Origin of the sequence: Psychromonas sp. psych-6C06, from assembly GCF_002835465.1 — a bacterium.
Classification (GTDB): Bacteria; Pseudomonadota; Gammaproteobacteria; order Enterobacterales; family Psychromonadaceae; genus Psychromonas.
On record NZ_PIZM01000020.1, the window covers coordinates 1 to 7,415 of the forward strand.

Here is a 7,415-nt window from a genome sequence, read left to right on the forward strand (position 1 = left end):
TTTTTTGATTGTTTGTGCAATTCATAATAAGCTGACTCCGCCTTGCTATTCGGGCTCGAGGCCCAGTTGACTATTCGAGTTTAATGCTTGGAGTCCTATACAACGTTCTCACTTGTTAACGGTCTCTCAAATGAGGAGCCTGCAATTTACCGAACTGTTGTATAAGAAGGCTTTGGTTGCAGCCAAAGCTTGGGCCTCACTTTACCTAAACGGGTTTAAAAGGTAACTATTGGGTGGGGTAATTATCCATACAAGCAATTTAAACGGAACAAAAACAGTTGGCTACGTTTCGCTCCGCTACACATTTTAGCCAACAATTTTTGTCCGCTTAAGTGGGCGTTAGGTGTCCTTCGGAGTTCATTGTTTTGTATGACGTTCTAGAGATTGATAGTGGTGATTCAATATTAATTGAAGCAACTGTAACTTTGTTCAAAAGTGATGAAGGTGGCAGAGAACACCCTATAACGGATAGTTATCGGCCAAACCATAACTTTGATTTTCCAGAGCAAAATAGAATGTTCATTGGACAATTCGAAATGGCTCCAGATGAATGGATCTTTCCTGGAGAAACAAAGCTCGTATCTATTTCATTCTTAAACTCTATTGGCTTACGAGAGTTGTTAGTTAAAAACTGTGAATGGAGGCTACAAGAAGGCTCTCAAATCATTGGTAAAGCTGTTCTTTCTTTTGTAATCTAAGCACCTAACAAGGGCTTTAAACGGAACAAAAACAGTTGGCTTTGTTCGTGCCTCACAAATTATAGCCAACAATTTTTGTCCGCTTAAGCCGGGCGTTATCAGGCTTACGAAATTGGCTTTTGGGTTGTTGTGAGTTTGGTCGTGTTTGAAAGGGCAGTTTTCAATTGAATGTGTTTTGCCTTGTGGTTTTAAAGTAATATTCAAAGTGTTTCAGTTTCGGTGTCAAACCTTGGTTTTTCACTGGATTTAAAATAAGTATTCAGTTTCACATTCGTTGTGCAACTTTCCATTTATTTAAGGCGTTGAAATCTATTTAGGTTTCCACTCGCCATGCTAACAAGGCGTTTAAACGGAACAAAAACAGTTGGCTTTTGTTCGTGCCTCACAAATTTTAGCCAACTACTTTTGTCCGCTTAACGCGGCGTTAAATGTACTTCATTGAGTATTCAAAATGGAATTTGAAAAGTTATATATCCAAGCTAAAAATACACTAAATCCTAGAGATATTTCTCCATTCATATCAGCTGGAAGTGTGGCGTCAGCAATCTTAACTGACAAAGGGAAAGTATATTTAGGTGTTTGTATTGATACCGCGTGCTCTTTGGGGATGTGTGCCGAGCGAAACGCCGTTGCAAATATGATTACAAATGGTGAGTGTAAAATTACCAAGTTAGTTTGCCTTTCTTCAACTGGCGAAATATTAACTCCTTGTGGGGCTTGTCGTGAATATCTAATGCAGTTACATAAAACAAATGGCGAAATGGAAATCCTCAAGAGCTTAGATAACTTTGCTACTGTTTCACTAAATGAACTACTGCCTGATTGGTGGGGTAAAAAACAAATTAATGTTTAGCGTAAGGTACATTTAACAAGGCATTTAAAACGGAACTAAAACAGCGGGTTTGGTTTCGCTACGCTTCACATTATAACCCGCTATTTTAGTCCGCTTAATGCGGCGTTATGTGTCAGTCGTAAGCCCTAGGAATCTCCATTGCCTGGATAACTTTTTCCATTTATGGGATTGTATTTATAGTTTGATTTTTCATATAAAATCAACATGTTACATTTTTACGGGTATTTACTTTTACAATAATAATCAGCACAAACGGCTGCACTTGCAAATTAGGGGATAAATAATGAAAAAAGTAATATTAGTTTTAGCCATTATCATAGTAACTGTTGTCTTGATGGTGGTTTCTTCACCAAAAGAGACTGTTATTAAGGTAGAGGTCACTCCAACTTTGGATGAAACGATTGAAGTGTCAGTCCCTACTCAGACTACAGTTTCAAAAGTTAAGAGTCAGGAGGAATACATTGACTTATCAGGTTTAAAGTTTGAGGATGAAGAAGTTTTTATGTCAGATTCAGCAACCGCATCGCCTGAGGTCGCTGAATCTGAATACCAGCAACAGAAACCGTCTACAAATATTTTGAATAAAGATGGATCTAAGATTAGCGCTGAAGAAGAGGTGAAAAATATTACTCTTAAAAAAAATGATGTAGTGGCTTATGAAGCTCTTGATGCTATAAATGCAATATGTGGAACTTCAATCGAGTCAGATCAACTTATCAACCCTAACGATAAAATATCTTTTGATTTTAAAGATATTTCATGTGAAACGGTTGTGAATTTATTTTTTAAATCTGATAAGACAAAGACCTAAATTGTGAAACACATAACAAATTGCTTAAACGGAATAAAAACAGTTGGCCATCGCTTCGCGATTATAGCCAACCATTTTTATCCGCTTAGCAAGGCGTTATGTTTCTTTTGTAAGCTTGAATGAGGTGTTACTTTGACAATTACAGATTACATTGCAACTGGGGCGTTTCTAGTAGCTTCACTTTCTGCGTTATACGCTAGATGGACTTGGTCAGAAGCTAGAAAAGCAAACGACATCGCTAAAATAAACTCTTTGCTGACTTTAAAGCAACATTATGCTGAACTATTGCAAAATGAACATGATAAATCTAAGGCTTGGTTAAAAGGTAAAGAGAATCCTATAAGCGATGGTTATACTGAAGCTTGTAAAGTTGCAGCCGCAGATTATCAGCAGAAGCTTAGGCAGGTAAGTTCTCAACTTGAAAAACTAAGACCTGAAATATTGGGGCCTAAAACATAACAAGGCATTTAAACGGAACAAAAACAGTGGGTTACGTTTCGCTTCGCTACACATTTTAACCCACTATTTTTGTCCGCTTAATGCGGCGTTAGGCTATTTTTCAAAGTCTGTAATATCTATCATAAGGAAATAAAAAGTGTTCAAAAAAAGTATTGCATTACCACTATTGATTCTCAGTTCTTTTGCCAACGCAGAAGTAAACATAAATACTAGCTTTGGTGTTTTTGAAATCACTGAAGGTGAGAGTGTAGGCATTCAAAAAATACAAACTTATAAATTATCTAACAAGGTTGTAGGTAAAAGTGAATGGGTAGGAGTTGATGGTAAATTGTTGGGACTTTTTGACGGGAAAAATTATTTGGTTTTACGAGGCGGTACAGGTGGGAGTGGCTGTGCAGAAGTGCTCTCTATTGTTAAAATTAGTAAAGACGATGTAAATTTTAGTCCTAGTTTAAATGCTTGTGGCGGTGTAGAAAATGTCGAGTTTAATAATGGCGTCATTACTGTGACTGCTTTGGAAAGAGATGAAAAAACCAGAGTGAAATATACTGTAAATGGGGAAAATATCTTAGAAAATGGCAAAAATATGATTACTAAGTTTGGCTTCCTTTCTAACTAATAGCCTAACAAGTCGTTTAAACGGAATAAAAACAGTTGGCCATCGCTTCGCGATTATAGCCAACCATTTTTATCCGCTTAACGAGGCGTTAGCTGATTGTTGGAAATGATTTTATAGGTGGTATCTGCTGAGTACAGGTAAACTAATTTTTTAAATTGAAGGAATATATGGATCTAGAATTGTTAGGACAGTTTTCAAAAACTCTCGAATTTTTTAGCTACTTATGTGTTGGGGCATTTATTTTAATTTTTGGGTTGTTTATTAGAAAAGGTACTAAATATAAGCCATCTATCGTAACTGTTATTTCTATGTTCTTTATAGTTTTGTTTTCTTTGGTAACACTTACTCTGATGCAGAACAAACAAAACAATATGATTAGACTTGAATATATACAGTTCCTCTCCGAAGGAGCTGATTTGTATTCAGTTAAAATAAATGGGATGCCCGTTAATTCTCTTAAAGTTGTTCCATTATTATTAGCCGTTGAAGATATTAATGGTCAGCAACAAGCTGCCAACAAAAAAATTGGACTTACAGTTGAAGTAACAAATGTAAACAACAAAAAGGTTGTTTTAATGATTTTCAAAAGTCAGGCAAGAAAAGATGAGTGGTTAATCTTTTCAAAAATACCATGGAACGACTATACAAATAGACGCTTTATTGGCCCTGTTAATGATGAATACGGGATTATTAATAGCATCATATAGTGTTTTTTTTTATATTTAACAAATATGCACAATAGCTTTCTTATACTTGATAATATCAGCTAACAAGGCCTTTAAACGGAACAAAAACAGTTGGTTATGTTTCGTGCCTCAACAAGTTTAACCAACTACTTTTGTCCGCTTAAGGCTGCGTTAGCTGTACGAGGTATCCATGTTTAAAACTTTAGCATATTCACTGTTTTTATTGCTTTTTTCATTTCACTGTTCGGCTTCGGAAATAGCTGAGATAGAGCCAGAATCGAATAGAAGCCATCAAATTATTCCTATGATTTTGGGGGCAGGATTAATTACTTGGGGAGCTTATGAGTTAGGTGATTCTGCTCAAGATGGTCAGAGAAATGTATATGCTTTGTGGGGCACTGCATTAGTTGCCAGTGCGGGTATAGTTATTTACCAGTCAGTTAATGACGAAGGTCCTCAATTAACATTGGTTCCATCCATTAATAAAGATCTAACTTTGGCTGTTAATTATAAGTTTTAAAGCACAGCTAACAAGGCGTTTAAACGGAACTAAAACAGTGGGTTACGTTTCGCTTCGCTACACATTTTAACCCACTATTTTAGTCCGCTTAACGCGGCGTTATGTGTCTTAAGGAAAAATATGAAATATTTGTGTCTTCTTCCCGTATCATTAATTTTAGGCTGTACGAACATATCTTTATCTGATAGAGCTATTCCTTACGATGATGGTTCGTTCTATACGGTCGTAGGCGGAGAAACAAAAGAAAGAGCGTATTCTATGTTGATAGGTGTTATGAAGTCTAGATGTGAATTTGAAGGCGGAAAATCGTTTAAATTAATTTCTACGAAAAATAGCCAAACAGGAGAAATTGAAAGGTTTGTAACAAGTAAATCTAGTACGAAAATTGGCTCTTGGGAATTTAGCGATACTGATGCGAAATACACACAAGGTTTTGATCTTGAAGCTAAATTCATTTGTGTTCAACCTGGTTGAACGACACATAACAAGTCGTTTAAAAGGACAAAAAACAGTTGGCTTTTGCTCCTTCGTCGCTTATTTTAGCCAACTATTTTATTGCCTCTTAACGAGGCGTTAGGTTTGCAAGTCTAATCTGAAAATAAAGGTGTGGTTTTGTTTTTAACTTCGAGGCGAAAGTTAAGCTTCTAAGTGGTTTAGCTTTGAATGTGCAAATAAGGCTGTATGGTTTTATAGCCAGTTTCGATGTTACCTCACAAGTTATGTTTAAACTGATTTTCTGTTTTTAGTTTTTGCTTTAAAATTAAGCCTTTATTGAGCAACTTCTTTCTGATTTTTGAATCGTTTTCTAATTAAAATCATCAGTCAGCGGGTTGCTAGAATTAACAAAATATCAAGGTTTACGCCCGCTGTTGTGGCCGCATTCCTAACAAGCTGTTCAAGCAGACAAAAAACGGCTGGCCATCGCTTCGCGATTATAGCCAACCATTTTTCGCAGCTTAACAGAGCGTTAGCTGTACGAGGTATCCATGTTTAAAACTTTAGCATATTCACTGTTTTTATTGCTGTTTTCATTTCACTGTTCGGCTTCGGAAATAGCTGAGATAGAGCCAGAATCGAATAGAAGCCATCAAATTATTCCTATGATTTTGGGGGCAGGATTAATTACTTGGGGAGCTTATGAGTTAGGTGATTCTGCTCAAGATGGTCAGAGAAATGTATATGCTCTATGGGGCACTGCATTAGTTGCCAGTGCGGGTATAGTTATTTACCAGTCAGTTAATGACGAAGGTCTTCAATTAACATTGGTTCCATCCATTAATAAAGATGTAACTTTGGCTGTTAATTATAAGTTTTAAAGCACAGCTAACAAGGCACTTAAACGGAACAAAAACAGTGGGTTACGTTTCGCTTCGCTACACATTATAACCCACAATTTTTGTCCGCTTAGTGCAGCGTTATAAGTCGCTAATTTTTATGTGGTGTTTTGGTTTTTTAGATACGATGTGAGCACTATTTTATCGTGGGCTTTTTAATCACGTTACTGTGTCGCCTCGGATATTTAGGTTATCCTAGTTGGTTTTGAGTTACTTCCTGGGAGTGTTTTCTACGGAGTTCAAAGTTAATAACAAAGTAGCTTTAAATCGAAGCCAATTGGTTTACTATTTCATTCAAAGTTTGGCTTGTGTTTAAAGCGGTTAAAACTGACCCGCGAGCTTCTAACAAGCAATTCAAGTGGAACAAAAACAGTTGGCTATTGTTCGTTCCTCACAAATTTTAGCCAACAATTTTTGTCCACTTAATATGGGCGTTAGCTAAAGGCTATCAATTTGTCGGTATATCTTTATCTGATAAAGTGGATGGCGAAGTTTCAGAGCTATGGTGGTTACACATTGAAAAGGTTGAGGTGCATACTCCTATTAGTTTGTATGAGAGAAATAACGATTTCTACATTTTTGCTAGCAAACACGGGCTAGACTCTTATGATGGAATGGATGTTGGTCCCGTGGAAAAATAAAGCTAACAAGCACTTTAAACGGAACAAAAACAGTTGGCTTTGTTGCGCTTCGCTCCACATTATAGCCAACAATTTTTGTCCGCTTAAGTGGGCGTTATAAGGTTTTTCATAGAGTGTGTGTAGGTTGGTTTTTCTAAATCTGAATTAGTGACGCATTTTCTTGTTTAGTTTGTATCACTAGCTTTGTCGTAAATCCGGTGAAATTGCCGTTTTTTCACAAAGCCTGAAGTTTTTACTTGCAGTGTTTTGCACTACAAGTGCGGTAGCGTGTCTGAGAGACTAAAACCGAATTTTCAGTACACAATTTAAAATTGATTTTTAGCTTCGCTCGTCAACTAGCGTCGCTGAGAATTAATCTTAAATTGAAAAGGGCAATCAAATCGAAATGTGTTTTTCAATCGCAGTTTCAATTGGTTTTACCTTATAACAAAGCATTTAAACGGACAATAAAACAGTTCGTTATTTTTGCAAAAAAACAAGGGCGCAAAAATACCGCCCAATTTTATTGTCGCTTAATGCGGCGTTATCAGGCTTACGTAAATAGCTTTTGGGTTGTTGTGAGTTTGGTCGTATTTGGAAGGGCTGTTTTCAATTGAATGTGTTTTGCCTTGTGGTTTTAAAGTAACATTCAAAGTGTTTCAGTTTCGGTGTTAAATCTTGGTTTTCACTGGATTTTAAATAAGTGTTCAGTTTCACATTCGTTGTGCAATTTTCCATTTATTAACGGCGCTAAAACCTGTTTAGGTTCCCAATCGCCGTTCTAACAAGGCGTTTAAACGGAACAAAAACAGTTC

At 36.5% G+C, this 7,415-nt stretch carries 9 protein-coding genes; all 9 read left to right on the top strand.

All coding sequences use genetic code 11. From position 1 onward, the window contains the following. The first annotated feature begins 365 nt into the window (after nucleotides 1-365). Nucleotides 366-698: a hypothetical protein gene (locus CW745_RS16290; protein WP_101109761.1), complete on the top strand. Its 333-nt coding sequence runs from the start codon at nucleotides 366-368 to the stop codon at nucleotides 696-698. A 451-nt stretch (nucleotides 699-1,149) separates the two neighbouring features. Continuing rightward, complete coding sequence (locus CW745_RS16295; protein WP_101109762.1) at nucleotides 1,150-1,551, top strand: cytidine deaminase; 402 nt, start codon at nucleotides 1,150-1,152, stop codon at nucleotides 1,549-1,551. Between the two features lie 283 nt (nucleotides 1,552-1,834). After that, nucleotides 1,835-2,362, top strand: coding sequence for a hypothetical protein (locus tag CW745_RS16300; protein ID WP_101109763.1), 528 nt, complete (start codon nucleotides 1,835-1,837; stop codon nucleotides 2,360-2,362). A gap of 132 nt (nucleotides 2,363-2,494) precedes the next feature. Next, nucleotides 2,495-2,821, top strand: a complete 327-nt coding sequence (locus tag CW745_RS16305) for a hypothetical protein (RefSeq protein WP_101109764.1) — start codon at nucleotides 2,495-2,497, stop codon at nucleotides 2,819-2,821. A 136-nt stretch (nucleotides 2,822-2,957) separates the two neighbouring features. Next, nucleotides 2,958-3,440, top strand: coding sequence for a hypothetical protein (locus tag CW745_RS16310; protein WP_101109765.1), 483 nt, complete (start codon nucleotides 2,958-2,960; stop codon nucleotides 3,438-3,440). Nucleotides 3,441-3,607: 167 nt separating this feature from the next. Further along, nucleotides 3,608-4,147 (top strand): hypothetical protein, encoded by a 540-nt coding sequence (locus tag CW745_RS16315; RefSeq protein ID WP_101109766.1) that lies wholly within the window; start codon nucleotides 3,608-3,610, stop codon nucleotides 4,145-4,147. 169 nt (nucleotides 4,148-4,316) lie between these two features. After that, entirely contained in the window at nucleotides 4,317-4,646 is a 330-nt protein-coding gene (locus CW745_RS16320) for a hypothetical protein (RefSeq protein ID WP_101109767.1), read from the top strand. Between the two features lie 120 nt (nucleotides 4,647-4,766). Further along, a complete protein-coding gene (locus CW745_RS16325) occupies nucleotides 4,767-5,120 on the top strand; it encodes a hypothetical protein (protein ID WP_101109768.1) in 354 nt (117 codons plus the stop codon). Nucleotides 5,121-5,632: 512 nt separating this feature from the next. Further along, complete coding sequence (locus CW745_RS16330; RefSeq protein ID WP_101109769.1) at nucleotides 5,633-5,962, top strand: hypothetical protein; 330 nt, start codon at nucleotides 5,633-5,635, stop codon at nucleotides 5,960-5,962. Nucleotides 5,963-7,415 lie beyond the last annotated feature (1,453 nt).

Coding starts and splice junctions, on each gene's coding strand:
- CW745_RS16320 (WP_101109767.1), top strand. CDS start 4,317: ATGTTTAAAACTTTAGCATATTCACTGTTTTTATTGCTTTTTTCATTT.
- CW745_RS16300 (WP_101109763.1), top strand. CDS start 1,835: ATGAAAAAAGTAATATTAGTTTTAGCCATTATCATAGTAACTGTTGTC.
- CW745_RS16315 (WP_101109766.1), top strand. CDS start 3,608: ATGGATCTAGAATTGTTAGGACAGTTTTCAAAAACTCTCGAATTTTTT.
- CW745_RS16330 (WP_101109769.1), top strand. CDS start 5,633: ATGTTTAAAACTTTAGCATATTCACTGTTTTTATTGCTGTTTTCATTT.
- CW745_RS16325 (WP_101109768.1), top strand. CDS start 4,767: ATGAAATATTTGTGTCTTCTTCCCGTATCATTAATTTTAGGCTGTACG.
- CW745_RS16295 (WP_101109762.1), top strand. CDS start 1,150: ATGGAATTTGAAAAGTTATATATCCAAGCTAAAAATACACTAAATCCT.